This window comes from Croceicoccus hydrothermalis, from assembly GCF_022378335.1.
GTDB classification, from domain to species: Bacteria; Pseudomonadota; Alphaproteobacteria; order Sphingomonadales; family Sphingomonadaceae; genus Croceicoccus; species Croceicoccus hydrothermalis.
In genome coordinates, this window is the sequence record NZ_JAIQCI010000009.1 from 79,753 (window position 1) to 106,132 (window position 26,380).

Annotated in this window: 26 protein-coding genes, 2 tRNA genes and 1 pseudogene; 13 read left to right on the forward strand and 16 right to left on the reverse strand. The window is 62.8% G+C overall.

Annotation, left to right across the window (positions count from 1 at the left end; genetic code table 11):
* Nucleotides 1-3: 3 nt before the first annotated feature.
* Together tgt and K4G67_RS08535 are read right to left on the reverse strand one after the other, a co-directional pair.
* A complete protein-coding gene (gene tgt, locus K4G67_RS08530) occupies nucleotides 4-1,125 on the reverse strand; it encodes a tRNA guanosine(34) transglycosylase Tgt (RefSeq protein WP_239805964.1) in 1,122 nt (373 codons plus the stop codon).
* A gap of 10 nt (nucleotides 1,126-1,135) precedes the next feature.
* Nucleotides 1,136-1,747 carry an alpha-ketoglutarate-dependent dioxygenase AlkB gene (locus K4G67_RS08535; protein WP_239805965.1) on the reverse strand — a complete coding sequence of 204 codons (612 nt, stop codon included), beginning with the start codon at nucleotides 1,745-1,747 and terminating at the stop codon, nucleotides 1,136-1,138.
* Between the two features lie 75 nt (nucleotides 1,748-1,822).
* Between K4G67_RS08535 and K4G67_RS08540 the strand changes: the two genes are divergently transcribed.
* Nucleotides 1,823-2,581: a TSUP family transporter gene (locus K4G67_RS08540; protein WP_239805966.1), complete on the forward strand. Its 759-nt coding sequence runs from the start codon at nucleotides 1,823-1,825 to the stop codon at nucleotides 2,579-2,581.
* 4 nt (nucleotides 2,582-2,585) lie between these two features.
* Here the strand turns inward: K4G67_RS08540 and K4G67_RS08545 are convergent, their stop codons facing one another.
* The 8 genes from K4G67_RS08545 to K4G67_RS08580 form a co-directional block, all read right to left on the reverse strand.
* Nucleotides 2,586-3,503, reverse strand: coding sequence for a DUF481 domain-containing protein (locus K4G67_RS08545; protein ID WP_239805967.1), 918 nt, complete (start codon nucleotides 3,501-3,503; stop codon nucleotides 2,586-2,588).
* A 17-nt stretch (nucleotides 3,504-3,520) separates the two neighbouring features.
* A complete protein-coding gene (locus K4G67_RS08550) occupies nucleotides 3,521-4,294 on the reverse strand; it encodes an ABC transporter permease (RefSeq protein ID WP_239805968.1) in 774 nt (257 codons plus the stop codon).
* Complete coding sequence (locus K4G67_RS08555) at nucleotides 4,291-5,262, reverse strand: ABC transporter ATP-binding protein (RefSeq protein WP_239805969.1); 972 nt, start codon at nucleotides 5,260-5,262, stop codon at nucleotides 4,291-4,293. Before K4G67_RS08555 ends, K4G67_RS08550 begins: the two co-directional genes overlap by 4 nt.
* Nucleotides 5,263-5,298: 36 nt before the next feature.
* Nucleotides 5,299-6,327, reverse strand: a complete 1,029-nt coding sequence (gene queA, locus K4G67_RS08560; protein ID WP_239805970.1) for a tRNA preQ1(34) S-adenosylmethionine ribosyltransferase-isomerase QueA — start codon at nucleotides 6,325-6,327, stop codon at nucleotides 5,299-5,301.
* A 72-nt stretch (nucleotides 6,328-6,399) separates the two neighbouring features.
* Entirely contained in the window at nucleotides 6,400-7,137 is a 738-nt protein-coding gene (locus K4G67_RS08565) for a peptidylprolyl isomerase (protein WP_239805971.1), read from the reverse strand.
* A gap of 129 nt (nucleotides 7,138-7,266) precedes the next feature.
* Nucleotides 7,267-7,782: a pantetheine-phosphate adenylyltransferase gene (coaD, locus tag K4G67_RS08570; protein WP_239805972.1), complete on the reverse strand. Its 516-nt coding sequence runs from the start codon at nucleotides 7,780-7,782 to the stop codon at nucleotides 7,267-7,269.
* 21 nt (nucleotides 7,783-7,803) lie between these two features.
* Complete coding sequence (locus K4G67_RS08575) at nucleotides 7,804-8,703, reverse strand: polyprenyl synthetase family protein (protein ID WP_239805973.1); 900 nt, start codon at nucleotides 8,701-8,703, stop codon at nucleotides 7,804-7,806.
* Between the two features lie 25 nt (nucleotides 8,704-8,728).
* The gene (locus K4G67_RS08580) at nucleotides 8,729-8,983 is read right to left on the reverse strand and encodes an exodeoxyribonuclease VII small subunit (RefSeq protein WP_202084818.1); all 255 of its coding nucleotides are present in this window, start codon (nucleotides 8,981-8,983) and stop codon (nucleotides 8,729-8,731) included.
* A gap of 118 nt (nucleotides 8,984-9,101) precedes the next feature.
* Between K4G67_RS08580 and purL the strand changes: the two genes are divergently transcribed.
* Nucleotides 9,102-11,273, forward strand: a complete 2,172-nt coding sequence (gene purL, locus K4G67_RS08585; RefSeq protein ID WP_239805974.1) for a phosphoribosylformylglycinamidine synthase subunit PurL — start codon at nucleotides 9,102-9,104, stop codon at nucleotides 11,271-11,273.
* On the opposite strand, the gene serB is transcribed toward purL, so the two are convergent.
* Complete coding sequence (serB, locus tag K4G67_RS08590) at nucleotides 11,270-12,151, reverse strand: phosphoserine phosphatase SerB (protein ID WP_239805975.1); 882 nt, start codon at nucleotides 12,149-12,151, stop codon at nucleotides 11,270-11,272. The genes purL and serB overlap by 4 nt on opposite strands.
* A gap of 28 nt (nucleotides 12,152-12,179) precedes the next feature.
* Here serB and miaA point away from each other — a divergent pair, with 28 nt between their 5' ends.
* The 6 genes from miaA (at nucleotide 12,180) to leuA (ending at nucleotide 19,457) form a co-directional block, all read left to right on the forward strand.
* The gene (miaA, locus tag K4G67_RS08595) at nucleotides 12,180-13,163 is read left to right on the forward strand and encodes a tRNA (adenosine(37)-N6)-dimethylallyltransferase MiaA (RefSeq protein WP_239805992.1); all 984 of its coding nucleotides are present in this window, start codon (nucleotides 12,180-12,182) and stop codon (nucleotides 13,161-13,163) included.
* Between the two features lie 109 nt (nucleotides 13,164-13,272).
* Complete coding sequence (gene ilvB / locus K4G67_RS08600; protein ID WP_239805976.1) at nucleotides 13,273-15,033, forward strand: biosynthetic-type acetolactate synthase large subunit; 1,761 nt, start codon at nucleotides 13,273-13,275, stop codon at nucleotides 15,031-15,033.
* Nucleotides 15,030-15,542, forward strand: coding sequence for an acetolactate synthase small subunit (ilvN, locus tag K4G67_RS08605; protein WP_239805977.1), 513 nt, complete (start codon nucleotides 15,030-15,032; stop codon nucleotides 15,540-15,542). The genes ilvB and ilvN overlap by 4 nt, the downstream gene beginning before the upstream one ends.
* 87 nt (nucleotides 15,543-15,629) lie before the next feature.
* Nucleotides 15,630-16,649 (forward strand): ketol-acid reductoisomerase, encoded by a 1,020-nt coding sequence (gene ilvC / locus K4G67_RS08610; RefSeq protein ID WP_239805978.1) that lies wholly within the window; start codon nucleotides 15,630-15,632, stop codon nucleotides 16,647-16,649.
* 147 nt (nucleotides 16,650-16,796) lie between these two features.
* A complete protein-coding gene (locus K4G67_RS08615) occupies nucleotides 16,797-17,447 on the forward strand; it encodes a YceI family protein (RefSeq protein WP_239805979.1) in 651 nt (216 codons plus the stop codon).
* A gap of 333 nt (nucleotides 17,448-17,780) precedes the next feature.
* Nucleotides 17,781-19,457, forward strand: coding sequence for a 2-isopropylmalate synthase (gene leuA / locus K4G67_RS08620; RefSeq protein ID WP_239805980.1), 1,677 nt, complete (start codon nucleotides 17,781-17,783; stop codon nucleotides 19,455-19,457).
* Here leuA and K4G67_RS08625 read toward each other — a convergent pair.
* The 3 genes from K4G67_RS08625 to K4G67_RS08635 all read right to left on the reverse strand — a co-directional run bounded on the left by K4G67_RS08625 (nucleotide 19,454) and on the right by K4G67_RS08635 (nucleotide 21,359).
* A complete protein-coding gene (locus K4G67_RS08625) occupies nucleotides 19,454-20,041 on the reverse strand; it encodes an AHH domain-containing protein (RefSeq protein ID WP_275588801.1) in 588 nt (195 codons plus the stop codon). The genes leuA and K4G67_RS08625 overlap by 4 nt on opposite strands.
* Before the next feature lie 48 nt (nucleotides 20,042-20,089).
* Complete coding sequence (locus K4G67_RS08630) at nucleotides 20,090-20,746, reverse strand: hypothetical protein (protein WP_239805982.1); 657 nt, start codon at nucleotides 20,744-20,746, stop codon at nucleotides 20,090-20,092.
* A 118-nt stretch (nucleotides 20,747-20,864) separates the two neighbouring features.
* Nucleotides 20,865-21,359: a flavodoxin family protein gene (locus K4G67_RS08635; RefSeq protein WP_239805983.1), complete on the reverse strand. Its 495-nt coding sequence runs from the start codon at nucleotides 21,357-21,359 to the stop codon at nucleotides 20,865-20,867.
* A 120-nt stretch (nucleotides 21,360-21,479) separates the two neighbouring features.
* Between K4G67_RS08635 and recJ the strand changes: the two genes are divergently transcribed.
* From recJ to K4G67_RS08655, 5 genes and pseudogenes are all read left to right on the forward strand, one after another.
* Nucleotides 21,480-23,276, forward strand: a complete 1,797-nt coding sequence (recJ, locus tag K4G67_RS08640; RefSeq protein WP_239805984.1) for a single-stranded-DNA-specific exonuclease RecJ — start codon at nucleotides 21,480-21,482, stop codon at nucleotides 23,274-23,276.
* Between the two features lie 80 nt (nucleotides 23,277-23,356).
* Nucleotides 23,357-23,431, forward strand: a tRNA-Glu gene (locus tag K4G67_RS08645).
* Between the two features lie 50 nt (nucleotides 23,432-23,481).
* Nucleotides 23,482-23,556 (forward strand) — tRNA-Glu (locus K4G67_RS08650).
* A 98-nt stretch (nucleotides 23,557-23,654) separates the two neighbouring features.
* A pseudogene (locus K4G67_RS17755) lies at nucleotides 23,655-23,831 on the forward strand (DUF6538 domain-containing protein); the annotation flags it as partial.
* Between the two features lie 33 nt (nucleotides 23,832-23,864).
* Complete coding sequence (locus K4G67_RS08655; protein WP_239805985.1) at nucleotides 23,865-25,628, forward strand: site-specific integrase; 1,764 nt, start codon at nucleotides 23,865-23,867, stop codon at nucleotides 25,626-25,628.
* A 28-nt stretch (nucleotides 25,629-25,656) separates the two neighbouring features.
* On the opposite strand, the gene K4G67_RS08660 is transcribed toward K4G67_RS08655, so the two are convergent.
* Both K4G67_RS08660 and K4G67_RS08665 read right to left on the reverse strand, forming a co-directional pair.
* A complete protein-coding gene (locus K4G67_RS08660) occupies nucleotides 25,657-26,052 on the reverse strand; it encodes a S1/P1 nuclease (RefSeq protein ID WP_239805986.1) in 396 nt (131 codons plus the stop codon).
* On the reverse strand, nucleotides 26,053-26,380 hold a 328-nt coding region (locus tag K4G67_RS08665; RefSeq protein ID WP_239805987.1), incomplete at its 5' end, for an integrase core domain-containing protein.

Consider the following 26,380-nt stretch of genomic DNA (forward strand, 5'->3'; position numbering starts at 1 on the left):
CTATTACCGCAGGTAATCGCTCCGGAATTGCGCCGCGAATTGCGCAAAACGCCCCGCGCCGATCGCGTCGCGCATCGCCTGCATCAATTGCTGATAAAACGACAGGTTGTGTTCCGTCATCAGCATCGCGCCCAAAATCTCGCCGGAACGGACAAGGTGGTGCAGATACGCCCGCGTATATTTGCCGCAGGTCGCGCAGGCGCAGCGCGGATCGACCGGGTCCGTATCTTCGGCAAAGCGCGCATTGCGAATATTGATCGGCCCATTCCATGTGAAGGCCTGCCCGTTGCGGCCCGACCGCGATGGCAACACGCAATCGAACATGTCGACACCGCGCTCCACAGCGCCGACAAGGTCGTCGGGCTTGCCCACCCCCATGAGATAGCGGGGCCGGTCGTCCGGCAATTGCCCCGGCGCGAAATCCAGCGTGGCGAACATGGCCTCCTGCCCCTCACCCACGGCGAGCCCGCCGATGGCATAGCCATCAAAGCCGATCTCGGTCAGTTTTTCCGCTGAAATCCGGCGCAAATCCCGGTCCAGCGCGCCCTGCTGTATGCCGAACAGCGCGGCGCGCTGCGCATGCTCGCCCCCCGCGTCGAAACCGTCGCGGCTGCGTCTGGCCCAGCGCATGGACATTTCCATGGAGGCCGCGATGACATCGCGCGACTGATCCGCCCGCGGGCATTCGTCGAACGCCATCACGATGTCGGAGCCGAGCAGACGCTGTATCTCCATCGACCGCTCCGGGGTCAGCGCATGCTTCGAACCGTCGAGGTGGCTTTTGAACGTGACCCCTTCCTCGGTGATCTTGCGCAGATCCGACAGGCTCATCACCTGATAACCGCCGCTGTCGGTCAGGATCGGGCGGTCCCACCCCATAAACGCATGCAACCCGCCGAGCCGTGCCACACGTTCAGCGCCGGGCCGCAACATCAGGTGATAGGTATTGCCAAGGATGATGTCCGCGCCGGTCGCGCGCACGTCCTCCACCTTCATCGCCTTGACCGTGGCGGCGGTGCCGACGGGCATGAAGGCGGGCGTGCGGATCGTGCCGCGTTGCATGGTAATGGCGCCGGTGCGCGCCCGGCCGTCGCGGGCGTCGATGGAAAACGAAAATCGGGTCATGCGGCCGTTCTTAGCCGCGTTGAAACGCGCCGTCACGCCTGGCGTTGCGGGCCAGCGAACGGAATGTCACCGACCAACGCGGCGCGTTCATGGGGAGGATGGAATGCTCCCAATCGCGCCGCGCCACGCCGTCGAGCCGGTAGGCCGCACGTGGGATGAGCGGCACGCTGAACCGCTCAAACCCGCCATCTGTGCGCCGCAAACGCAGCCGCATCTCCGCCGCCGCGCCGAGCGAAAGCCCCATCACGCGCCCGAACTGCGGTCTGTCGCGATGCCAGCCGATCCCCGCCCCCGGATCGTAGCGGATGACCAAAGCCTGCTCGAACGCCGCGGCATCTTCGCCGAATGACGCCGCAATGGTGCCGCGCAACCGCAGCAGCCAGTCGGGCAGCGGCTCGCCCCGGCGCAGGCCGCCGCCCGTAAAATCGTAATGCCACCCGAACGAGCGGGTCAGCCGCTTTCCCGTCCACTGTTGAAAGCGAAAGGGTTCCAAACCGCTGTCGTCGATCTTGCGCGCCAGACGGCGTTCCCATTCCGCGTCGATCGCCGGTTCGGCGAAAGTCAGGCCGGGCGGCGCTGCGGGCGGCGCTTCGTCGGCGAAAAGGTCGGGCTGAACAGGCATTTCGCGCGATATGGTTGCGCCGCCTTCTCTGCGCAATGGGTTCACAGACGGCACGATTACGCTAAGGCGCATGGCATGGAACTCGAACTATGGGTCATTGCGGCCCTCGCCCTTGTCGCGGTGCTCACCGGCTTTATCGATTCGATCGCGGGCGGCGGCGGGCTTATCACGGTGCCTGCGCTGCTGTTTGCTGGGCTGCCGCCGCAACTGGCGCTCGGCACGAACAAGACGCAGTCGATCTTTGCCACCACCATGGCGTTCCGCAACTATACGAAGGCCGGGCTCGTCGACTGGCGACACGAAAAATGGCTGGCCTTGCTGGCGTTTGCGGGCGCGGCATTGGGCGCGTTCATGGTGCAGCGGATCTCGCCGGCGGTGCTGCAACTCATCGTGCCGCTGTTCCTGATGGCGGTCGCGCTCTACGTGCTGCTTTCCCCGCGCATGGACGACGTTCCTTCGCAGGAGCGCCTGTCGCGGCGGGGTTATGCGCCGGTGGCGACGGGGATCGGGTTCTACGACGGGTTCTTCGGTCCTGGAACGGGCAGCTTCTTTGCCGCATCGCAGGTCGGATTGCGCGGCGAAGGGCTGACGCGGGCGACGGCGAATGCAAAGCTTTTCAACATGCTGACCAATCTTGCCAGCGTGCTGCTGTTCGCGTTCGGTGGCAAGGTCATCTGGGCTGTCGGGCTGAGCATGGCGGTGGGTTCGATGACCGGCTCCTGGATCGGTTCGCACTTCGCGGTGAAACACGGGGCGAAGTTGATCCGGCCGCTGCTCGTGGTGATCAGCATCGCACTGACGGCGCGGCTGGTATGGGACTGGTTTTCCGGCTGATCGCTTAAAAATCGTAGATCAGCGTGAAACGCGAAAGCGTGTCTGTCTTGAGCGCGCCATCCGGCGGCCCGGTTTCATGTTGCAACGAATAGGACAGCCGCGCCTTCAGCCCGTCGCCGATCCCCGCTTCCACCCCGCTCAGCGTGTTGAAACTGCTGTTACCGGAGCGCAGGAACATGTTGGCCTCCTGCGTCACGCCGATAACCTCGGTCACCTGCCAGTCGAGGTCCATCGCCCCTAGCGCCGCAATGAAGCGTTCGTTCCCCTCCGGCACGAGCTCTGCCGAACGCAGCGCCGGCCCGCCCTTCACCGACAATTGCAGCCCGTCGCGTTCGAACACGCGATACCCCACCCCGCCAGACGCGGAATAGCGCGAGGTAAATCCCTGAAACCGGTCGCGCTCATACTGGAACAGACCGAATACGAAGCCTTTTTCGGAGAAATTGTAATTGGGTTCATACGATGCGCGATATTGTTCGCGCGTGGTATTGCCCGAACTGCGCTGATAATCGACGCGGGCGGCGATCCGGTGCTGCCAGTCGATCCCCACACGTTCGAGTGACAGCGCGCCAGTAAACCCCGTATTGCGCGTGTTCCCGGTTGACCGGAATGCGCCGACCTCACCCTTCCCTTTCCAGTAATCGAAGAGATGGGCGTTGCGGATCGCCTTTTCCTTGCGCCGCTGCTCTTCGGCAAGGCGCGTGCGGCGGCGATCCTGAAACTCCTGATACAGCGTGTTGATCTCACGCGTGTCGGCCGGGTGGGTCTGCCGCGCGAGTTCGACCACCGTTTCCACCTTTGCAAGGTCGCCCGTCGCGATCGCCGCCTCCACCATGGCGCGCACACCGTCGGGCAACGCGGCATGGGCCGGTGCGGGCAGCATGGCGGTGGCGAGGATCAGCGGTGCGGCAGCAATCTTCATGCCAGCGCGCTTACCAATCAGTCGCGCAGACGCCAACCGGTCTTGAAGATCCACGCGATGATCGCGATGCAAAGCGCGAGGAACGCCAGGGTCAGCCCCGCCGCGACGCCAATGCTGACATCCGCCTCGCCATAAAAGGTCCAGCGCAGCCCGCTCACCAGATAGACGACCGGGTTGAACAGCGCGATGGTTCGCCACGGTTCGGCCAGCATGTCGATCGAATAGAACGTGCCCCCGAGGAAGGTCAGCGGGGTGAGGACAAGCAGCGGAACCATCTGCAATTTTTCGAACCCTTCGGCCCACAGGCCAAGGATGAACCCGAACAGCGAAAAGGCGCAGGCCACCAATATGATGAAACCGAAGGCCAGCAGCGGATGCTCGATCCGGTAATCGACGAAGATCGTCGCGGTCGCGAGGATGATCGCGGCGAGAATAAGCGATTTCGTCACCGCCGCCCCGATAAAGCCGATGAGCGTTTCGCCCACCCCCACCGGAGCCGACAGCAATTCGTAAATCGAGCCGGTAAAGCGCGGCATGTAGATGCCGAAACTGGCATTGGACGTGCTTTCGGACAAAAGCGTGAGCAGGAGCAGGCCCGGCACGATGAAGGCGCCGTAATCCACGCCGCCGACATTGTTCATCCGCCCGCCGATCGCCGCGCCGAACACGACGAAGTACAGACAGGTGGTGATGACCGGCGACACGATCGTGCCGAACACGGCCCGCCATGCCCGGTATAATTCATTGCGATAGATGGCGAGTGCGCCGCGTGCGTTGAAACCGGCGTTCATGCGTCCTGCCCTTCGGAGATGTCTTCTTCATTCTGGACGAGATCGACGAAGATATCCTCCAGGCTGGATTCCTTCTGATCGAGCGCGGTGAACACGATTCCCTCGATGGTGAGCGTGCGGGCGAGTTCGGCCACCTCCTGCTTGCCCTTGCCCGATCCGTCGCCGCCGCGATAGCACAGCACCGTGCCCCCGTCGGCGAGCGTCACGGGGAAACGGTCCAGTGCCCCGGGAACGTCGCGCATCGGTTCGGCAAGAGTAAAGCGCGCCTCGGTCCGGCCGAGCCGGGCCATCATCGCATCCTTTTCATCAACGAGCAGGATGCGCCCCTTGTCGATCACGCCGACCCGGTCGGCCATTTCCTCGGCCTCCTCGATATAATGGGTGGTGAGGATGATCGTCGTGCCATTGTCCCGCAATTGCGCGATGAGCCGCCACATGTCGCGGCGCAGTTCCACATCGACACCCGCGGTCGGCTCGTCGAGGAATAAAAGATCCGGATCATGTGACAGCGCCTTTGCGATGAGCACGCGCCGCTTCATCCCGCCCGAAAGCGTGCGGATCTGTGCGTCCCGCTTGTCCCATAGTTGGAGGGACCGCAGCACTGCCTCGATCCGGTCCGGGTCCGCCGGCGCGCCGAAAAGCCCGCGGGAATAGGCAATGGACCGGCCCACGGTTTCGAACATGTCAAAGCCCAGCTCCTGCGGAACCAGCCCGATCTTCGCCCGCGCCCGGCGCCAGTCGTCGGCCATGTCGTGCCCGAATGCGACGATGCGCCCGGATGTCGGCCGCACCATTCCGCACACCGCCCCGATCAACGTGGTCTTGCCCGCGCCATTGGGGCCGAGCAGCGCGAAAATCTCGCCCCGGCGTATGGTAAGGTCGGCATTGTCCAGAGCCTTTACCGCAGGAGCGCCGCCGCGCCCCGCGTATTGCTTCGTCAGCCCGCGAATTTTCAGAATGTCAGCCACGTCCGCTTAGTGGGGCCGCAACCGGCGCATTACAAGTCAGGGAATGAGAAGCGAGGCATCGCCATAGCTGTAGAACCGGTAACGTTGCGCAATGGCGTGCGCGTAAATCGCCTGCATCCGGTCCAGCCCCATCAATGCGCTCACCAACATGAACAGCGTCGACTTGGGCAAGTGGAAATTCGTCATAAGGCCATCGATTGCGCGAAAGCGATAGCCCGGCGTGATGAAGATGTCGGTATCCCCCTCGAACGGGCGGATAATGCCGTCGTCCCCCGTCGCGCTTTCCAGCACGCGCAGCGACGTCGTGCCGACCGAAATCACGCGCCCGCCCGCGCTGCGCACCGCATTCAGCCGGTCCGCCGTCGCCGCATCGATCCGGCCCCATTCCGAATGCATGGCGTGGTCGGCGGTGTCGTCGGCCTTTACCGGAAGAAAAGTGCCCGCCCCCACATGCAGCGTCAGCGTTTCACGGCCCACGCCCGCATCGTCAAGCGCGGCGATAAGCTCCGGCGTGAAATGCAGAGCGGCGGTCGGTGCGGCGACGGCCCCGTCCTTTTGCGCGAACATGGTCTGATAATCGCGCCGGTCCTGCGCATCCGTGCCGCGCTTGCCCGCGATATAGGGCGGCAAGGGCATGGTTCCCGCACGTTCGAGCAGCACCTCGACCGGCTCCTCGCCCGCGAAACAAAGCGTCCAGCTGCCGTCGTCGTGGCGGGTTTCCGCAGTCGCGGTCACCTCGGCGGGAAAGCGGATCTCGTCTCCTTCGCGCAGGCGCTTCGCATTCTTGACGAAGGCCTGCCACCGGCGCAGGTCCACCCGCTTGTGCAGCGTGGCGCCGATGCGAGCCTCCCCGCGATAACCTTCGAGCCGGGCGGGAATGACGCGCGTGTCGTTGAAGATCAGCACGTCCCCGCGCCGCAATACGGCAGGAAGATCGCGGACGCCTGCATCGCGGATCCCGGCGGCACCCTCCGCGACGAGCATGCGCGCGGCATCGCGCGGCCGCGCCGGGCGCAGCGCTATGTTTTCGGGCGGAAGTTCGAAATCGAAAAGGTCGACACGCATGGCGCGCCCTTAGGCCGGGTGCGCCTTATTGCAAAGCGCCGGATTTCGAAAAACGGACCCTGGCGCCGACGCTTATTCGTTTGCGTCCGCCACCGGGGCGTTCAACATGTCGGCGGTCACGTCGCTCGTGGGCGCGGTGTTGATCGCCGGGCGCGGTGCGTTCTCGCTGCCGAGAGAGGCCTGTACGATGCGTGTCGGATTGGCGGGCGGTTCGCCGCGATTGATCGCGTCGGCATATTCCATGCCGCCGATGACGCGCCCGAAATTGGTATAATCCCGGTCGAGCGCCATGCGCGGATAGAACACGATGAAAAACTGGCTATTGGCCGAATCGGGATCCTGCGTGCGCGCCATCGATACCGTGCCGCGCAAATGGGGCACGCGGTTGAATTCCGACTTCAGATCGGGGAGCGAGGAACCGCCATTGCCGGTGCCCGTCGGGTCGCCGGTCTGTGCCATGAAACCGTCGATCACGCGGTGAAAGATGATGCCGTCGTAAAACCCTTCGCGGGTCAGCGTCTTTATCCGTTCGACATGGTTCGGCGCCCATTCGGGTTTCAGGCGGATGGTCACCCGCCCGCCATTCGACAGGTCGAGCAGCAGGACATTGTCGGGATCGACGCTCGCATCCGTTTCGATCTGAAAATAGGTGGGGCCGATCGCCGGCGCAATGGCGGGCCGGTCGGTGCCCGATGCCTGCGCGGGTGCTTCCTGCGACGCTGTATCTGGCGCGGCGTCCTGCGCCGTGGCGGGGGCGGCCGCGAACAGGGACGTGGCCATGCCCAGACCGGTCAGCATGCGAAATTTCATTGCAGTGTCGTTCCTGTATCGACGCATTGGGAAAGCTTGCGGTTAGAGGCGCGATGCTGACGATACAATGAATATTCCCGGTTCAGGCGCCCGCAACGCCAGCCGCCACATCGCCGCCCGGTTTCGCTGTCAATAATCGCCCTTCTGCCCGTCGCGCGCGACGCGGGCAACGACCTCGCCCCGCACGTGATCGCTTACGAAAGGGGAAATATCGCCGCCGAACCAGGCGATCTCCTTCACCAGCTTCGACGCGATCGGCTGAAGGCAGACATCGGCCATCAGGAAGATGGTTTCGATCGTATCGTTGAGCTGCTGATTCATGCCCGCCATCTGATACTCATACTCGAAATCCGCGACGGCGCGCAGGCCGCGCACGATGACCGTGGCACCTTGCGTCTCGGCGAATTTCATGAGCAGGGCATTGAATCCGACCACGCTCACATTGTCGATCCCCATGGCCGCGATCTCGCGCTCGACCATGCCGATACGCTCGGCCGGGCTGAACATCGGGTTCTTCGACGGGTTGGTGGTGACACCGATGATCAACCGGTCGACGAGCTTTGCCCCGCGGCGGATAATATCGCAATGGCCGCGGGTGATCGGATCGAACGTGCCGGGATAGACTCCGGTTCTTGGTTCACTCATCGTTTCGGCCTCCCCCGGCCCTTATTGTTTTCGTTCGATAACGAATTGCGCCAATGCGCGCAGAAGATCCGCCTCGTGGTCGTAAACGGCGAGATGGCCGATCGCCTGCGTGATCAGCGCCTGCGCCTGTTCGCGCGCGCGTTCGGCGCCGAGCAGCGACACGAACGTCGCCTTGCCCGCATTCGCATCCTTGCGCAGCGCCTTTCCGGCAAGCGCCTCGTCGCCTTCGTGATCGAGCAGATCGTCCGCGATCTGAAACGCAAGGCCGATGTCATGCGCATAGAGCCTGAGCGGGGTGCGCGCATCCACCGGCACCCGGCCCAGGATCGCGCCCATTTCCACAGACGCGCCGAGCAAGGCCCCGGTCTTGAGCTGCTGCAAGCGCGTCACCGTCGGCAAGTCGAAGCTTTGCTCTTCGGCGACGATATCCATCATCTGCCCGCCGGCCATGCCGGCCGACCCGCTAGCCCCCGCCAGCGTCATCATCAGCTCGGCGCGAAGGATCGGGTCGGTCACGATGTCGGGCGCGCCCAGAATTTCGAACGCCAGGGCATGCAGCGAATCGCCCGCCAGCACCGCCGTGCCCACGTCGAAGGCGCGATGCGCCGTCGGCTTTCCATGGCGCAGATCGTCGTCGTCCATGCACGGCAGATCGTCATGCACCAGCGAATAGGCGTGGATCGCCTCGATCGCGCAGCCCACGCGCACCGCGACATCGCGCGACACGCCGAACATTTCCGCAACCGCGACACACAGCAGCGGGCGCACCCGCTTGCCCCCGCCGATCGCGGCATAGCGCATCGCCTCGATCAGCCGCTTGCGCGCGTCGTCCGGCACCGGCAGCATCGCATCGAAACAGGCATCGACCTCGCCTGCGATGCGGGACAGTGCGCCCGAAAGGCTGTTGCTGATGTCCGTCACGCGGGCCGGCCCGACATCGCCATGGTCAACCCTGCGCCTCGTCAAACGGGCGGGTCGCCGTCGGCTTTCCCTCCGCATCCGCGACAATCGCCTCGATCCGGGCCTGCGCCGCGTCGAGCCGCGACTGGCAATGCTTGCGCAATTTTTCGCCGCGCCCGTAAAGCGCGATCGATTCGTCGAGCCCGGCTTCCCCGCTTTCCAGCTTGCGGACCGTATCCTCAAGCTGCTTGAGCGCCTGCTCGTAGCTCAGCGCGGCGATATCGTCGTTGCCCTCGTCCATGGCGCGCAGCTTTGGCGGGGCGCGGCGTCACGGTCAAGCCTGCGGATCGAGGAACCGGGTGTCGAAAGCCCGGCAAAAATGCTGGCAGTCGGCGCGCGGCGTGGCTAAGGCGCGGCGCATGGCTGAAATCACTCCCGACGTCGTCGAGGCCCATGGCCTTTCCACCGAAGAATATCAGCGCGTGCTCACAGCGCTCGGCCGTGAGCCCAATCTGGTCGAACTCGGCATATTCTCCGTCATGTGGTCGGAACATTGCAGTTATAAAAGCAGCCGCTTTCACCTGAAGCAGCTTCCGACCGAGGCGGACTGGGTCATCTGCGGACCGGGCGAAAACGCGGGCGTCATCGACATCGGCGCCGGGCCGGACGGGACGAAGCTGGCGGCGATCTTCAAGATGGAAAGCCACAACCACCCCAGCTATATCGAGCCGTATCAGGGCGCGGCGACAGGCGTCGGCGGGATCCTGCGCGATGTGTTCACGATGGGCGCGCGCCCGGTCGCCAACATGAACGCGCTGCGTTTCGGGCGGCCCGATCACCCGAAGATGAAGCATCTGGTGCAGGGCGTCGTTGCCGGCATCGGCGGATACGGCAATTGCGTCGGCGTGCCGACCGTGGGCGGGGAGACGAATTTCGATCCCGCCTATGATGGAAATATCCTCGTCAACGCGATGACGGTGGGCGTCGCCGATGCGGACAGGATATTCTACTCCGCCGCGACGGGCGTGGGCAATCCGATCGTCTATGTCGGGTCGAAGACGGGGCGCGACGGCATTCACGGCGCCACCATGGCGAGCGCCGATTTCGGCGACGACATCGAGGAAAAACGCCCCACCGTGCAGGTGGGCGATCCCTTCGTGGAAAAGCTGCTGATCGAGGCGTGCCTGGAACTGATGGCGACGGATGCCATCGTCGCAATTCAGGACATGGGCGCCGCCGGCCTCACCAGCAGCAGCGTCGAGATGGCCACCAATGGCAAGACCGGCATCCGGCTCGACATGGATGCCGTGCCCTGCCGCGAGGATGGCATGACGCCGTACGAGATGATGCTGTCCGAAAGCCAGGAGCGCATGCTCATGGTCCTCAAACCCGGGCGTGAGGCCGAGGCGGAGGCGATCTTCCGCAAGTGGGAGCTGGATTTCGCGATCATCGGCGAGGTCACCGATACGCAGCGGATGGAGCTGACCTTCGGTGGGGAAACGGTGTGCGACATCCCGCTCGGCCCGCTTGCCGACGATGCGCCGGAATATGAGCGCCCCTTCGTGTCGGACGCCGAATACAGGGCATGGGCCGATGTGGCCCCGCTCGGCCATATCCCCGAAAGCGACGTGGGCGCGGACCTGCTGCGCCTCATGGGTACGCCTGCCCTCGCCTCCCGCCGTTGGATATGGGAGCAATACGATTCGCAGGTCGGCGCCGACACGATGCAGAAATCGGGCGGCGATGCGGCAGTGGTGCGCGTGCATGGCACGGACAAGGCGTTGGCCATGACGACCGATTGCACCCCGCGTTACTGCTATGCCGATCCGTACGAAGGCGGCAAACAGGCCATTGCCGAGGCCTATCGCAATCTGTGTGCGGTGGGCGCGCGGCCGCTCGCGGTGACCAATTGCCTCAATTTCGGCAATCCGCAGCGGCCCGAGATCATGGCGCAATTCGTCGGTTGCCTGAACGGGATGGGCGATGCGTGTCGCGCGCTCGATTTCCCGATCGTCTCCGGCAATGTCAGCCTTTACAACGAGAGCAAGGCGACCGGTGGCGGCAGCGCGATCCTGCCCACCCCGGCGATCGGCGGGGTGGGACTGCTCGACGATCTTTCGAGCATGGCGACCATCGCGTTCCGGAACGAAGGCGATGCCATCTGGCTTGTCGGCGGCGAAGGCACCGACCTTGGTCAGTCCGTCTGGCTGCGCGAGATTCACGGGCGCACGGCGGGCGATGCGCCGCGTGTCGATCTCGCCGCAGAGGCCCGCAATGGCGCCGCGGTGCGCGAGGCCATCGCCGATGGCATCGCAAGTGCCGTCCATGATGTGAGCGATGGGGGATTGCTTGTCGCGCTTGCCGAAATGGCGATGGCGGGCGGGCTTGGCTGCACGCTCGATGCCCCGCTCGACGCCGCGCGGGCGTTTGCCGAGGATCAGGGCCGATACATCGTCACGATCGCGTCCGATGCGACATTGCCGGATGCGGTGCGCATCGGGACGGTGGGCGGCGACGCGGTTGCGGGTGTTTCACTCGCCGCGCTGCGCGATGCGCATGACAGCTTTTTCCGCGACTGGATGGCGGGTTAGTCGACCCATTCATCCTTGGGAATGTCGAACAGTTCGAGCACGGCGGTAAGATCGCCGCGCTCGATCCAGCCATTGGCCGCCTCGCGCGCCTTCGGCTTCGCGCGATAGGCGATGCCGTAATCGGCAGCCTCCAGCATCGGAATGTCGTTCGCGCCGTCCCCCATCGCGAGGCTGCGCGCATTATCGCCGAGCCGGTCCATCTCCTCGCGCAAGGTCCGCGCCTTCACCCCCGAATCCACGATGGCGGAGGCAAGCTTTCCGGTCAGTTGCCCGTCCGCGATGGCGAGCCGATTGCCAACCACCCGTTCAAATCCGATCATGGCCGCCACCGGGTCGGCGAAACTGTGGAAACCACCGGTGACCAACACCGTATGGGCCCCGCGCGACCGAAGCGTCTGCACCAGCTTGCGTGCGCCGCGAACCGGCTCGATCCGCTCGGCCAGGCATTGCGCGATGGTATCCTCCGCCAATCCGGTCAACAGCCCGACACGTTCGGTCAGTGCCGCCTCGAAATCCAGTTCGCCGCGCATGGCCCGCTCGGTAATGGTGGAAATCTCGTCCTTCAATCCGGCAAAATCGGCGAGTTCGTCGATGCATTCCTGCCCGATCATGGTGGAATCCATGTCGGATACCAGGAGATGCGGCACCTCGATCGGGCGGTCCGACATCAACAGATCGCACGGGCCGAAAGATTGGTCGAGAATGGCCGCGACCGCCGATGGCTCACCCTCGGGCAGGGAAATCTGAAGGACGTCGCCGCAGAAATCCATCATCTGCGCACCCGCGATCGTCCAGCCGCGCTCGGCCAGCTTCGCCGCCGCGGTGTCGATGCCGGTTTCCAGTTTCGCGCTGTCTGCTATCAATCGGGCAATGAGCAAGGCTTCGAACTCCGCAGATCATGTTGGCATGTGCCGTCCGGTTGGCGGCCATTCCGGCGGCGAAACGCACGATGGCAAGCCGCCGCTCATGCTCATCGCAGGACCGACGGCCAGCGGCAAGAGCGATTGCGCCGTCACACTCGCGCAGGCCGCGGCGCGTCACGGAACCCGGGCCGTCATCATCAATGCCGACAGCGCGCAGGTCTATGCCGACTTGCGCGTGCTGTCGGCCCGTCCGTCGGCGGACGAGATGGGCGGCATCGAACACCGGTTGTTCGGCGCATGGGACGGGGCGAACCCATGCTCCGCCGCGGATTGGGCCGAAGCGGCGCGACACGAGATCGATGCGGCGCATGGCTCCGGCGTCGTGCCCATCCTCGTCGGGGGCACGGGGCTCTATCTGCGCAGCCTGATCGACGGCATCGCCCCTGTTCCCGCCATCGACCCCGCCATTCGCACCGCAGTGCGCGCCCTTGCCGTCGCCGACGCCCATGCCGCGCTCCTGCGCGAGGATCCGGAGGCCGCCGCCCGCCTCGCCTCCGCCGACACGACGCGGGTGGCGCGCGCGCTGGAGGTGGTGCGCTCCACCGGGGTGCCGCTGCGCCAGTGGCAGGAGCGCAAGGCCGGCGGCATCGGGGGCCGGGTCGCGCTCTCCGCATTCGTGCTCCTTCCCGACCGCGAGGAATTGTTCGCGCGTTGCGACCGTCGCTTCGCGATGATGATGGACAACGGCGCCGTCGCGGAGGTCGAGGGGCTGCTGTCTCGCGGGCTGGACCCCGGGCTGCCTGTCATGCGCGCCATCGGCGTCCCCGAAATTGCCGCATGGTTGCGGGGGGATTGGACGCGGGAGGAAGCGATCGCCGCAGGCGCGCAGGCGACTCGCCGCTATGCCAAGCGGCAATTCACCTGGTTCCGGCACCAACCCCCCGCCGATTGGACCCGGCTCGACTGGGATTCGAACAGCATGGACGGTAATTTCGCAATTATATTGCGTAGCTTGGGCTTGACATGACATTACATTTCACTTAGCAGCCGCCCATCGAACGTTTTCACATGGGGCCCGGACGATATGCGTCCGGGCCTGATGTTTTAGGCGAACGAATTTGTTCGAGTGATGGAGAATGCACGTGACCAGCCGCACCGGCGCCGAAACATTGATGGACAGCCTCGTTGCGCAGGGTGTCGAAGTGGTATTTGGCTATCCCGGCGGCGCGGTGCTTCCCATCTATGACGCGCTGTTCAACGATCCGCGCATCCGTCACATCCTCGTCCGCCACGAGGCCGGCGCCGCCCATGCGGCGGAGGGTTACGCGCGTTCCACTGGAAAGCCGGGCGTCGTGCTCGTGACATCCGGCCCCGGTGCGACCAATGCGGTCACGGGGATCGCGGATGCGTTCATGGATTCGATACCCATGGTCGTCCTTTCGGGACAGGTCGCGACCGCGATGATCGGCACCGACGCCTTTCAGGAAGCCGATACCGTCGGCATCACGCGTCATTGCACCAAGCATAACTATCTGGTGAAGGACCCCGCCGACCTCGCCGCCACGGTCGAGGAGGCGTTCCAGATCGCGACCACCGGCCGCCCCGGCCCCGTCGTGATCGACATACCCAAGGACGTGCAGGTCGCCGAACAGCCCGCCGCCCATTCCGAACCGAAAATGCGCGCCGCCCGTCGCCGCTACGTTCCGGCCTCGCTCGGCGCCGATGACGCGGTCGCCCGCGCGGTCGAGCTTCTGTCCGCGGCGCACGCGCCTGTGCTCTATACCGGCGGCGGGGTCATCAATTCCGGGCCGGAGGCATCGCGCCTTCTGCGCGAATTGCAGGAGATGAGCGGCGCGCCCGTGACCTCCACGCTGATGGGGCTGGGCAGCTTCCCGGCGCAACATCCGGCGTGGCTCGGCATGCTCGGCATGCATGGCACGTATGAAGCGAACATGACGATGAACCGCGCCGATCTCATCCTGTGCGTCGGCGCGCGTTTCGACGACCGCGTCACGGGCAAGATCGACGATTTCGCACCCGATGCGACCAAGATCCACATCGACATCGACCGATCCTCCATCAACAAGACGGTGGAGGTCGACCTTGCCATCGTCGGCGATTGCGCACGCGTCCTGCAACAGATGATCGACCGGTGGCGCGATACCGGCAAGGCGCCGCAGGACCTGTCCGAATGGTATGCCCGGATCGAGGGGTGGCGCGCGCGTCATTCGCTGGAATATCCCGCTTCGGATAGCGAGATCATGCCGCAGCATGCGATCGAACGCCTGTTCGAGCTGACCCGGCATCGCGATCCGATCATCAGCACCGAGGTCGGCCAGCATCAGATGTGGGCTGCGCAGCATTTCCATTTCTTCGAGCCGAACAAATGGCTGACCAGTGGCGGGCTCGGCACGATGGGCTATGGCCTGCCCGCCGCAATCGGCGCGCAGATCGGCAATCCCGACGCGCTGGTCATCGACATCGCGGGCGAGGCATCGATCCAGATGAACATTCAGGAGATGGGCACGGCGAGCCAGTATCGCCTCCCCGTCAAGGTCTTCGTGCTGAACAACGAATTCATGGGCATGGTCCGTCAGTGGCAGGAGCTGACCTATGAAAGCCGCTACTCCAACAGCTATTCGGAATCGCTGCCCGATTTCGTGAAACTGGCGGAGGCTTACGGCTGGAAGGGTATCTGCATCGACGACCCCGCCGAACTCGACGCCGGGATCGAGGCGATGATTGCCCATGACGGCCCCGTCATCGTCGATTGCCGCGTTGCGAAGCTGGCCAATTGCCTGCCGATGTTCCGTTCCGGCGCGGCGCACACCGACATGCTGCTTTACGGGGACGAAGCGCCCGCCGCCGTCACCGAAGAAGCGAGGGCCGCGGTATGACCGATCTCGACACCCGTCCGTCCGAACGCCACGTTCTCGCCATCACGGTCGACAATGAAAGCGGCATCCTGGCCAAGATCGCCGGTCTTTTCACCGCGCGCGGATATAATATCGACAGCCTGACCGTCGCCGATATTTCCGAAGATCACGAGATCAGCCGCATCACCATCGTGACCCACGGCCCGCCCAAGGTGATCGATCAGATCCATGCGCAGCTGGGCCGGCTCATCCCCGTGCACAAGGTCGACGACCTCACCGAGCTTGGCCCGCATGTCGAACGCGAACTCGCGCTCGTGAAGGTGGCGGGCAAGGGTGACAACAGGGTCGAGGCATTGCGCCTTGCCGATGTGTTCCGCGCCAAGGTCGTCGATTCCACGACCGAAAGCTTCATCTTCGAAATTACCGGCGCGCCGGAGAAGATCGACAGCTTCGTCGCCTTGATGCGCGATCTGGGCCTGGTCGAGGTGGGGCGCACCGGTATCGTGGGCATGATGCGCGGCATCGACTGACCCTTTTTCGACAACATCCTTTTTCGATACCATCCGGACGACGGCGCCTGCGGGCGCGACGCAAACCAACCACAGAAGGAACCAGTAGTGAAAGTCTATTACGACGCCGATTGCGACACCAACCTGATTGCGGACAAGAAGATCGCGATCGTCGGCTATGGCAGCCAGGGCCACGCCCATGCGCAGAACCTGCGCGATTCGGGCGTGAAAGATGTCGCCATCGCCCTTCGCGAAGGGTCCGCCACGCGCAAGAAGGCAGACGACGCCGGTTTCAAGGTGATGAACAATTCCGAGGCCGCCGCATGGGCCGACATCGTGATGATCCTCGCCCCCGACGAACATCAGGCCGCGATCTGGAACGACGACATTGCCGGCAACATGAAGGCAGGCGCCGCGCTCGCATTCGCGCACGGGCTGAACGTGCATTTCGGCCTGATCGAACCGCCCAAGGACATCGACGTCATCATGATCGCGCCCAAGGGCCCCGGCCACACCGTGCGCAGCGAGTACAAGCGCGGCGGCGGCGTGCCCTGCCTCATCGCGGTGCATCAGGACGCGACCGGAAACGCGCATGACGTGGCGCTCGCCTATGCGAGCGGGGTCGGCGGTGGCCGTTCGGGCATTATCGAGACCAATTTCCGCGAGGAATGCGAAACCGACCTGTTCGGCGAGCAGGCCGTGCTGTGCGGCGGGATCACCCATCTCATCCAGGCCGGTTTCGAAACGCTTGTCGAGGCAGGCTATGCCCCCGAAATGGCCTATTTCGAATGCCTCCACGAAACGAAGCTGATCGTCGATCTGCTTTACGAAGGCGGCATCGCCAACATGCGCTATTCCATCAGCAACACCGCCGAATATGGCGACATCGTCACCGGCCCGCGCATCATCACGGACGAGACGAAGGCGGAGATGAAGCGCGTTCTCGACGATATTCAGTCGGGCCGTTTCGTGAAGAACTTCGTCCTCGACAACCGCGCCGGGCAGCCCGAGCTGAAAGCCTCGCGCAAGCGGGCCGAGGCGCATCCCATCGAAAAGACCGGCGCACAACTGCGTGCGATGATGCCGTGGATCGGCGCGAACAAGCTGGTGGACAAGGACAAAAACTGATCTTCTCCCCCGAGCAGCCAGGTAACGAAACCCCGTACGGCCCCGCACCGTGCGGGGGTTTCGTTTGCGTTTCATGCCTGATGACTTGCGAATGAATGGCAATACGGCCATCCTGCCGCAACGTAAAACCCGAAGGAACCCGACATCATGCGTCTTGCCTATCTCGCTCCGCTCGCCGCGCTGACCGCCGCGCTCGCCGTCCCCGCAATCGCCGACCATCACGAAGAACCGCAGCTCCCCGGTGTTGCCGACGTAAGCCGCGTCACCGCCGGCACCTATGCGACCGATCCTGCTCACACCATTGTCGGCTGGACCGTCAATCACTTCGGTTTCAACGATTACTTCGGCCTGTTCGGCGATGCGGAGGGCACGCTTGCCATCGACCCCGCCAATCCCACCGCGGCCGAAGTCGAAATCAGCATCCCGATCACGAGCGTCGCGGTGGTAAGCGAAGGTCTGCGCGATCACCTCCTCCGGCCGGGGCAGGACGGCGGCGAGCCCGATTTCTTTGGCCCCAATCCGGGCATGGCCGTGTTCCGTTCCACCTCGGTTACGATGGGCAACACCCCGACCGAGGCGATGATCACCGGCAATCTCACGATGAACGGCCACACCAATCCCATCGTCATCGCCGCCCAGTTCACCGGCGCCGGCGCCAATCCGATGAGCAAGGCGGAGACCATCGGCTTCGAAGGGCGCGCGACCATTCTGCGCTCGCAATTCGGGATCGACACGGCGCTGCCGCTCGTCTCGGACGAGGTGGTGCTCGATATTTCGGCCGCTTTCGAGAAACAGTAACCCGCTGCGGGCCGGCTCCTGCCTCGATACGGCCGGGGCCGGTCCTCACGCCATGATTGTTTGCCGCATTCCCGAGGCTGCGCAACAATTGGGTGTGCGACCGCCACGATCAATCCTCTTTTCGGTCTGGACAATCCGGTGCCGCGTGCCCATAGGGGCGGTGATGAACGGCATTAAGACCTTTACGGCCATCGGCCTGCTCCTGCGACTTACGCGCCCTCGGGCGTGACATTCGCGTTGCCTGCGGGCGGCGTGCATCGCCCGGGGGAACGACACGAACCATCGCCGCAGTCCAGCGCCACCGACACGGCGCCATCGCAGTAGAGATTTCCCATGCCCATGCTTTCCGACCCTTCGGCCAAATATCGCCGGTTTCCGCCTGTCGCCCTCGACGATCGCACCTGGCCCTCGGCCATCATCGAACAGCCGCCACGCTGGCTTTCGACCGATATGCGCGACGGGAATCAGTCGCTGATCGATCCGATGGACAGCGTGAAGAAGAACCGGTTTTTCGACTTGCTGCTTTCGGTCGGATTGAAGGAGATCGAAATCGGCTTTCCCGCCGCCGGCGCGACCGAGTTCGACTTCATTCAGGGTCTGGTCCGAAATGGACGCATCCCCGACGACGTGCTGGTCCAGGTGCTGACGCAGTCGCGTGAGGATCTCATTCGCACCAGTTTCGAAAGCCTCGACGGGGCGCGTGCCGCGATCGTGCACCTCTACAATGCCGTGTCGCCCGCGTGGCGTGACATCGTGTTTCGCATGACGAAGGACGAGGTGCGCGAAATCGCCGTCACCGGCGCGAAAATCATGCGCGACGAAGCGGCGAAGCGTCCGGACACCGACTGGCATTTCCAATATTCGCCCGAGACATTCTCGACCGCCGAACTCGATTTCAGCATCGCGTGCTGCGAAGCGGTGATGGACGTCTTGCAACCCACGCCGGAGCGTCCGCTCATCCTCAATCTCCCCGCCACGGTGGAGGCCTCGACGCCGAACATCTACGCCGACCAGATCGAGTATTTCTGCCGCAATATCCCCCGCCGCGACAGCGTCGTCGTCAGCCTGCACACCCATAACGACCGCGGCACCGGCGTCGCCGCGGCGGAGCTTGGCCTGATGGCGGGGGCGGACCGGATCGAAGGCTGCCTCTTTGGCAATGGCGAGCGCACGGGCAATTGCTGTCTCGTGACGATGGCGCTCAACATGTACACGCAGGGTGTCGACCCCGGCCTCGATTTTTCCGACATCGACGCGGTCATTGAAACGGTCGAATATTGCAACCGGATTCCCGTCCATCAACGTCACCCCTATGGCGGTGAACTGGTCTTCACCGCGTTTTCGGGCAGTCATCAGGACGCGATCAAAAAAGGATTCGAGGCGCACGAACGTCAGAACGACGAAAGCTGGCGCGTGCCATACCTGCCGATCGACCCCGCCGATCTTGGCCGCAATTACGAGGCGGTCATCCGCGTCAATTCGCAAAGCGGCAAGGGCGGTTTCGCCTGGGTGCTGGAGCAGGATCGCGGGCTGAAACTGCCCAAGCGGATGCAGGCGCATTTTTCGAAGGCGGTGCAAAGGCTTGCCGACGAAAAGAAACAGGAAGTCACCGCACAGGACATCTGGGACGCCTTCCGCAGCGAATATCACCTGTCGCGCCCCCGCCATTTCCACCTCGTCGATTACGAGGAATCGCGCGCCGCCGACGGCACGCGGACCTTTGCCGGAACCATCGCCGTAGCGGGCAAGGAACGCAGCGTATCGGGCCGGGGCAACGGCCTCATCTCATCGGTCGTGGCAACCTTGCGCGAAAGCTTCGACGTCGCGCTCGACGTGCTCGATTACAGCGAACATGCCCTGTCGAAAGGGTCGGACGCCCGTGCGGCCGCCTATGTCGAGTGCATGACGAAGGACGGTCGAACGATATGGGGCGTCGGCATCGACGAGGATGTCGCGACCGCAAGCGTACGCGCCATTCTGAGCGCCGGGAATTCCGCCGTTTCGGCCTAGCCGACCTTTCCGCATACGGGGATGGTCGCGATTTCGCGCGGCGGATCCTCGTATGCGGTGTCGTTCCAAAGCTGCTCTGCCATCGCGTCGAGTGTTCCGAAATCGATCCCGTGCCCAATCGGATCGCGACGGTTCAGCGTGAGCGGCGAATTCCCTTCGCGGGACAGACGCCGGCGCAAGGCTTTTTGCAGAAGCCGCAACCGGCCCGCCGCTTCGCAATCGGCGAGAGCCGGCCGCGACTGCCCCTTGGCCCAGGACGATTCGATCGCACCGACACGCTCGCCGACGGCATCACTGTATTCCCGGTGCGGACCGCGGTGGAGCGGCAGGTTTTCCTTTGCCGCGATGGTTTCGGTGGCGGGGAGCAGGACACCGTTGAAATGGAAATCGTCAATGGATACCCCATGTCTGCGCATGGCCGTCCAGAACGGCGCAAGCGAAGAAATACCCGACAATTGCCGTGGGAGCAGATGATGTTTCTGCCACCCGGATCTGAATCCCGGGTTCGACGGACGATTGACACGTCCAAATGAAATCCCACTCCGGCAATCTGGAGCTGGCTGCGACCACTGCTCATATCCCAAGATAATCTCCTGCTTCTGCGATACGCAAAGGCTTATCTTAACCGGATATTATCGCAATAAGTAAACAATGTTATAATCCCGCTTCGGCTGGACGCGGAATTTTCCAATGCCATCGATTTCGACTAGCGTTTCGTCGTCCGAAAGACCCTCGCGGATGATGTGATCGACGAAACGCGACGCGACTTTTGCCTGCTGCGCATTGCTCATCCCCGGTGCCGGGGCCACGGCCACCTCCCAACCAGTCAGCGCGCGCACCCCCACGCTTTGCATGAAGCCGTTTTCGTCGAGGTGAAGCGCCGTCAGACCGAGCGCCGGAAACGCCCCCCCGTCGAGCCAGCTCTGCGCGACCTTGCGGAAATAGCCGACGCCCATCGCGGTACGCGCACGCGCCCACCCGACCGCGAGGCATCCCGCCGTGTCCGAAATGCGCAATGCCGCCGCGACCTGATCGCGCAGTCCGTTCAGCCCCTCGTTTTCGGATTTGAGCAGGAAGCAGACCGCGTTCGACAAGGTCGTGCCATCAACCCCGAAAAGGTAGCGCGGATGCACGCAGGCGCTTTGCCCCATCGACACGGGCGACATCAGCCCCGCCACCGCGGGGGGAAGCGAGGATATGTCGGTCCGGTCTGGGTCGAAGAAGATCATGAGTCCGTTTTCGTTGATCGTTTCAATCTCCGGTGACGAGCGCGCCTTCCGATCAGACATGGCTTTAACCTTTGTTGCGAATTATAGTCGCTAACGACATACCCGCCCCCAGGTCGAGATTAGTTTACATACATGTCCATAATGGTTCAGATTCTGCGCGATCATCCCCTTTCGCAGATCAGAATATGCCCAATCGCAACCCCTCGGCCATCGCGGCGCCAAGTTCTTCACATCGCGCGAGCTGTTCCTCTGCGATCGTCTTGGGCGCGAGGATGGCGGCCGCATCCTGCGCCTCGCAATTCACGATGAGCGGGTCGGCCACACGTTTCAGCCTCCATCCCTTCGCGATGCGGTCGATCTGCCGTGTGGCGCCCTCCCCGTCCGACCCCGCCGAAATGGCGGTTGCATAGGCCCGCCCCTCGATCCGGCCGAGCACGGGGTAATAGCACCTGTCGAAAAACTCCTTCATCATGCCCGACATGGTGGCGAGATTTTCCGGGCACGCAAAAATATACGCCTTTGCACTGAGCATGTCGTCCGGCCGCGCATCGCTTGCCCGCAAGACCCGAGCATCGCCGTTCGCGCCTATCGACGCGGCATCGGCCATCGCCTCGGCCGCGCCGGTGCGGCTGTGCCAGACGATCAGCAATGGCGCATCCGGGTTCGTCGTCATCTGCGCATCACCTTGAATTATCGAAAGGACGCCCTCGCGGCGCCGTTGGCAGAACAATAATTTATCCCGTCCGGCCATAGCATGATTTCGCTCGCACCGGCATTGCTGTAATCCACTGGCATGGCAATTCTTACCAATGGTTACGTCTGCGGCGTCGAACACTCTCTTTCGGGTCGCGCATGGCGGTGGCGCGGGGGCAATGTCGATTGCGCCGCACCGGACGAGGCAGGCTCTGCGGAACTGGTGACGCAGCTGCTCTTGTCGCGCGGCGTGTCGGTGGAGGATATGGACCGGCATCGTTCCCCGACGATGCGGGGATTCCTTCCCGATCCGGCGATTTTCGCCGACATGGAAAACGCGGCGGACCGGCTGGCGCAGGCGGTGCTCGCACGCGAGGCGATGACGATCTACGGCGATTACGACGTGGATGGCGCGACCAGCGCGGCGCTTATGATCCGGGTCCTGAGGATGCTCGGCGCAGATCCCGGTCATTACATTCCCGATCGTCTGCTCGAAGGATATGGCCCATCGGGAGAGGCGCTTGTTCGGCTCGGCGAACAGGGCAGCAGCCTTGTCGTCACCGTCGATTGCGGCGCCATGGCGCATGAGGCGCTCGACATGGCGCGCGAGGCGGGCGTCGATGTCATCGTCGTGGATCACCATAAATGCAGCAGCGTCCTGCCGCGCGCCGCCGCGCTTGTGAACCCCAACCGGCTGGACGAATGCGACGAGGCGGCGGCGCACGGGCACCTCGCCGCGGTGGGCGTTGCGTTCCTGCTCGCGGTCGCGCTGGTGCGCAAATTGCGCGCGCGCGGCTATTTCGCCGAACGTGCCGAGCCCGACCTGATGGCGCTGCTCGATCTCGTGGCGCTCGGCACGGTGGCCGATGTGGCGGCGCTCCACGGGTTGAACCGGGCCTTCGTTGCGCAGGGGCTGAAGATCATGGCGCGGCGGCAGAATGTCGGGCTGTCCGCGCTTATCGACGCGAGCCGGTTGAAGCGTGCACCGGTGTGCAGCGACCTTGGTTTTGCGCTTGGCCCACGCATCAATGCTGCGGGCCGCATCGGCGAATCCACGCTGGGCGTGCGCCTTCTGACCACCGAGGATCCGGAGGAGGCCGCCGAAATCGCCGACCGGCTCGACATGCTGAACGAGGAGCGGCGCGCGGTCGAGGCCGAGGTGCAGGAGGCCGCAGAGCAACAGCTCGCCGCGCAGCATAATCGTGCGGTGGTGGTGATCGCGGGGCACGGCTGGCATCCCGGCGTCATCGGGATCGTCGCGGGCCGCATCAAGGAAAAGGCCGGCCGCCCCGCGCTCATCATCGCGATGCAGGATGACGACGACGGCGTGTTGATCGGCAAGGGTTCGGGCCGCTCGATCCCCGGCGTCGATATCGGCGCCGCCGTTATCGCCGCGCGCGATGCGGGTCTCGTGATGCAGGGCGGCGGCCACGCGATGGCGGCGGGGCTGACCATCGCGGCGGAGAAACTGGACGCATTCCGCGATTTCCTCGACGAGCGCCTGTCCCGCGATGTGGAGCGTGCGCGGACCTCGCAAACGACGACGATCGACCTCTCGCTTGCGCCCGGCGGATTGCAGCCCGCGCTTGTCGATACGCTCGAAAGCGCGGGCCCTTATGGCGTCGGCTGGCCCTCCCCCCGCGTCGCGGTCGGGCCGGTGAGGCTGGTGAAGGCGGATGTGGTGGGCAACGGCCATGTGCGCATCATCGCGGCGGGCGCGGACGGCGCCCGCTTCAAGGGCATCGCCTTTCGCGCGGAGGAAAGCGACCTTGGGCAGGCGTTGCTCCACGGCGCGACCGGGCGCCGGGTATGGCTCGCCGGACGTGCGAAAATCGATGACTGGGGGCGGGTTCCCGCGGTCGAATTGCATATTGAGGACGCCGCCTGGGCCGGTTAGAAAAGAAAATTGCGTTTCTTCGCAATTGGCCCTTGACCGCCCGGCTCATCCTTCGTAATTGCGCGGCCTGCACCGGACGTGGCCCCTTCGTCTAGCGGTTAGGACGCGGCCCTTTCACGGCTGAAACACGGGTTCGATTCCCGTAGGGGTCACCACCGGTGCACAGATATTTCCGACCCCTCGCGGCCCTGCCGCCGGTCGGCAAGGCCCCTTCGTCTAGCGGTCAGGACGCGGCCCTCTCACGGCTGAAACACGGGTTCGATTCCCGTAGGGGTCACCATCGGTGGCGTTTGCTCCCGAAATTTCGGGATTTCTCGGAAAATCAATGTCTCGTTAGGCGCCCGGTGCTACAAAGGGGTGCTACAAATGGGACGTCGAATGCCGCATTCGGTAAAACGATCGAAATCGCGATACGAGCAATTCCGCATGGCCGTGCCAGCGGACGTCCGACATATCATTGGAAAGACCGCTTGGACCGAGTCACTCGGAACTACGGATCGTGCAATAGCTGATGAGATGCGCCTCAAACGAGCTGCCGAATGCTACGCTCTCATTCGCGAAGCCCGAGCAGGTATCGTTCGGGACGAAGTGAAAAGCGCCATTGCTACAATGGATAGCGCTTTAGCGATAATGGCGTCGAAATGGGGATCCAAGGACAAAGCCTATGCCACCTGTCTCAGTCTGATAGCTACGAATGTTGTGGACAGTTGGTCTCGTTCAGACGAGTCCCAACACCAGACTTATGGCGATGCGCTAGTTCGCGAACCCACTCCTGCTTTCGATCCCATCAAGGCTTTTGCGAACGATACCGCGCGTAGCGAGTTTTCGGCGCGTCGCGATCTGATCGAAGGAACCGGGCGTGCGGACGGTTTGATACACCGAGAGCTTGCGGCATGGATTCTCCAGAACGAGATGTTCGATCCCGTTTGGTCCGCTCTGAGCTACCTGTCGTCAGTCGATGGTAGGTTTCGGCTCAACCGGCCCGAGCACTTCAATAGCCTCGCCAGGGCGTTCCTCGAGCGCCTTTGCAACCACACATTTTCCAACTGGTCGGCTAATGCCTCGCTCGCGTTCCCGGGCGCAGACAATGCCAATGAACCTCCGACGATGAATCTCTCGACTGGACCGAAGAACGTCACGCCGATCCGCGAGGAATCATCAAAAATTGCATCCAGTAAGTGGCAGAAAACGCTTAGCGAGGCACTACACTACTGGAAGGAACAACGTCGACCGGGGCGTTCCGCAATAACCGAGGCGACCCGTTCGGTTGAACGCTACATCAACCTTTTCGGCGACCCTTGTATCGCAGACATTTCGAGCGACGATATCCTCGAATTTCGTGATCTTTTGGCTGACATGCCACCACAAACCGAATTGGCGAAACTGACCGCCGCCGGAATCACCTTACGTGAGAAAATTGAAGAACATCGTGCTCTTCGTGAAGCGTGGGAAGTTTCAAAAATTGGTCCAGAACCAGCGAGAGTTTCACCTGGCACAGTAAAGAAAGATATTGGTTCTTTATCCGCTATTCTAGGTAAGATCAAAAAAGACGCCAAATGCGGAGAAAACCTTGCTTCTGATATAGAAATTGCTGGATACAGTAAGACCCGATCGGGGCAGAAAAAACCTCGCCTTCCTTTTACTCCAAGGATGATGCAAATTCTTTTCGACTCACCTCTCTTTACAGGTTGCGAAGGGCATTCCGATATTAAACGGACGCGCCCAGGAAACCTTGTCATTCAGGACGAGTTATATTGGTTGTTTTTTTTCGGAGTGATGGCTGGCCCTCGCCTCGGCGAGATGAGCCAGATCTTATTAGATGATATTGAAGAAATCGATCTTAGAAGAACCTTTGGAAATAAATTCTCCGGAAAGGCAACATGTATCCGAATTACTGGAACAGGAAAAAACCAATCCACGAAGACAGAATCTTCTGAGAGAAACGTAGTTATTCACGATAAACTCATTGAAATAGGATTTAACGAGTATGTTTGTGAGAGACGAAATTCCGGACACGATAAACTCTTCGACATCGATACAGGTCCAAACTCTTATGGAAAAAAGGAACTGAGTCGTCGGCTCAATCGCTATGTCGATCGCGTCATCATTGATGATGGGCGATACGTTTTTTACTCGACCCGACATGAATTCAATGATCGCGCGGAAATGAGCAAAATCCCACTAAGGGTCGTGAATTCAATTAAAGGCCATGCCAACAAAACCGTAGGCGAGAATTATGGCCTCGTTTCGATCGAGGCTCAATACATGTTTTTGAAAGATCTTCGAGTGGATTTTATCGACTGGAAAAAATTGAAGGAAGCCAAGGCGAATTCGGATAGATTAAGACAGTAAGTGTTGAACTTTTATCACGAATTTCCTCTTATGGACGATCCGCAAACACGTTATCAAGGTATGCCGCCAACCTGACGCCGCTCTGCTTCAGTTGCATCTCCGCCGTGTCGAGATGCTCGTATTGATAGGCGTAGCTCAGGTTCGGACTGGCTACTCCCGTAGCCGGATAGATCGTATCGCGGATCTGCGTGCCCTCCGCGATCCAGACCTGCGGATCGGCGGTCCACCACGCGATGGCATCGCTTGGTTGGATCTCGCGCCCGAGCCAACGGGCGTATTCGCTGTAGGACCGGTTCCGGCTGTCGATCAGCCGGCTATCCCAAACCGAAGGCAGGTTGGTTTCGTCGCCGAACCAGCGGACCTTCACATCGTTGCCGCCGCGGTCCTCGCCATTGCCGTGACGTGCTCTCCTGATTGTTACCATTCAGAGGTAGAGTCTCGCTCCTTCATGATTGATGTTTGATGGGATGGCAACGTGTCTGGGGGCATGCCCCCAGACACGTTCGCCGGCGATCTCGGCAGGGGTCTTCCCACCCAGTTTCGAGTGTGGCCTGACCGTGTTGTAGTCGTGCCGCCAAGCGGCCAGCACGAACCGGGCGTGGGCCAGCGAGGTGAAGAGGGTCTCGTTGAGGCACTCGTCGCGCAGACGGCCGTTGAAGCTCTCCACGAAGCCGTTCTGCATCGGCTTGCCCGGCGCGATGTAATGCCACTCGACGCGCCGTTCCTGCGACCAGCGCAGGATGGCAGACGAG